This is a genomic window from Sphingomonas sp. PSPC2-2, assembly GCF_049897725.1.
In the GTDB taxonomy this organism is placed as follows: Bacteria; Pseudomonadota; Alphaproteobacteria; order Sphingomonadales; family Sphingomonadaceae; genus Sphingomonas.
Genome location: NZ_JAFCWU010000031.1, coordinates 1 through 1567 on the forward strand (window position 1 = coordinate 1; position 1567 = coordinate 1567).

The following is a 1567-nucleotide window of genomic DNA, read 5'->3' on the forward strand; positions in this document are numbered from 1 at the left end:
TTCTTAATTGGGCTCTTCCTGTTCGCCGTCTCTACCATCGTCGTTCTCCTACCATATTTGCGAAGCGCGCCACAGCCGCCCGCGCTGCTGGTCCCTGTCGGCATTCGAGGTCTGGTACGCGGTGCATTCTTCCGTGCTCATCGGCGGCTATTTCGGGCTGCTCGCAAGCAGCTTTCAGACCGGCGCGGCACATGTCGCTATCGGACTCACGGGGCATCATCACAGGCATTCCGGCGTGGTCCGACCCGTCTGTTGAGCGGGTTGGCCACAGGCAAGATATCGTGCTTCCCGTCTTCCTCGTCTGTACCATTCCTCATCCGCTGACGCGGACCTCCTCAGCGCTATTTACCGTTGATCCGGCTGCGCAAACACGATTGATGGTTACGTCCGAGCATAGCTCAGACGCTTGGCTTTGGCGGCGATCCACACGGCGGTTTCGGCCTCGGTCGCCTGCGGATCTCCGATGTAGAACGTGCCGTCGCGCCACATCGCGTGCATCACCACCGCGAGCTTGCGCGCGACTGCGACGCGGGCCTTGGCGTGGCACTTGGTCTTCGCCAGCTTGAGGCCCCACGCCTTGATCGTGTCGCTTCCCTTGAAGCGCGTAAGCATCGCCGACGCCGCCTCATAGAGCGCTCGCCGGACATCCGGGTCGCCCGCCTTGCTGATGCGCCCCTTCACGTCGATCGACGTTCCGGACTGCCACCGTTTCGAGGTCAGGCCGAAGTAGGCGGCGACGTCACGCGATCGTTTGAAGCGGGTCGGATCGTCGATGGCGGCGCTAAAACTCAGCGCCGTGACCGGCCCCACGCCAGGGATCGCCATGAAGCGGCGACACAGATCGTCGGCCATGGCGAGCTGCACCACAAGCTTGTTCAAGACGAGGTATTCCGCCCACAAAGCGGCCCGCGCGCGCAACATGCAGTCCATCAGACCGACCGTCATCGCGTCCTCGACGACGGCCTCGCGCACCGCCTGCTCGAATCCGCCGCGCCCGACCTTGCCGAGCCGGATGCCGAACGCCTTCAACGAGTGGCGGATGGTGTTCTCAAGGTCGAGGAACTTGCGTTTCAGGTTGCGGCGTTGGACCAGCAACAGTCGTATCCGGTAGCAGGCTTCGGTCTTGATATGCGCCTGGCGGAACCACCCGGTGCGCATGATATGTGCCAGCCCGAGCGCGTCTTTCGCATCGGTCTTGTTGCGTTGCGCGCTCATCGCGGCACGGACGTGGCGGGTTTCGAGACACACCGCGGGAACGCCCACCGCCAACAGCTCGGGGTGCAACCAAGGCGACAAAGCGCCCGCTTCGTGGCCCGCCCTACGCAGTCGCTCTGCGTAAGGTTTGAGCGCGGTGGCGATCGCGGCCGGGTCGGTCGGGACCGACGTTTCCAGCATCGTTTCGCCACCATCGCTGACCACGCAGATCGCGGTCTCGTCGATCGACACATCCAGTCCGGCAAAATACTCCATCGCTTTTCTCCTGCGCTTGACCGCAGGCGACCTCGTTCGCCGTTCGGTCTCCGCACACGATACTGCCGCTGGGCTCGCCTGCCCAATTACAGCGGCA

Annotated in this window: 1 protein-coding gene; it reads right to left on the reverse strand. The window is 63.6% G+C overall.

What is annotated here, in order from left to right:
* Nucleotides 1-381: 381 nt before the first annotated feature.
* Entirely contained in the window at nucleotides 382-1470 is a 1089-nt protein-coding gene (locus tag ACP7BY_RS20950) for an IS110 family transposase (protein ID WP_033966655.1), read from the reverse strand.
* Nucleotides 1471-1567: the final 97 nt, after the last annotated feature.

What these genes read in the sequence shown, in the direction of transcription:
- ACP7BY_RS20950 (WP_033966655.1), bottom strand. Translation starts at nt 1,470, where the DNA reads ATGGAGTATTTTGCCGGACTGGATGTGTCGATCGACGAGACCGCGATC.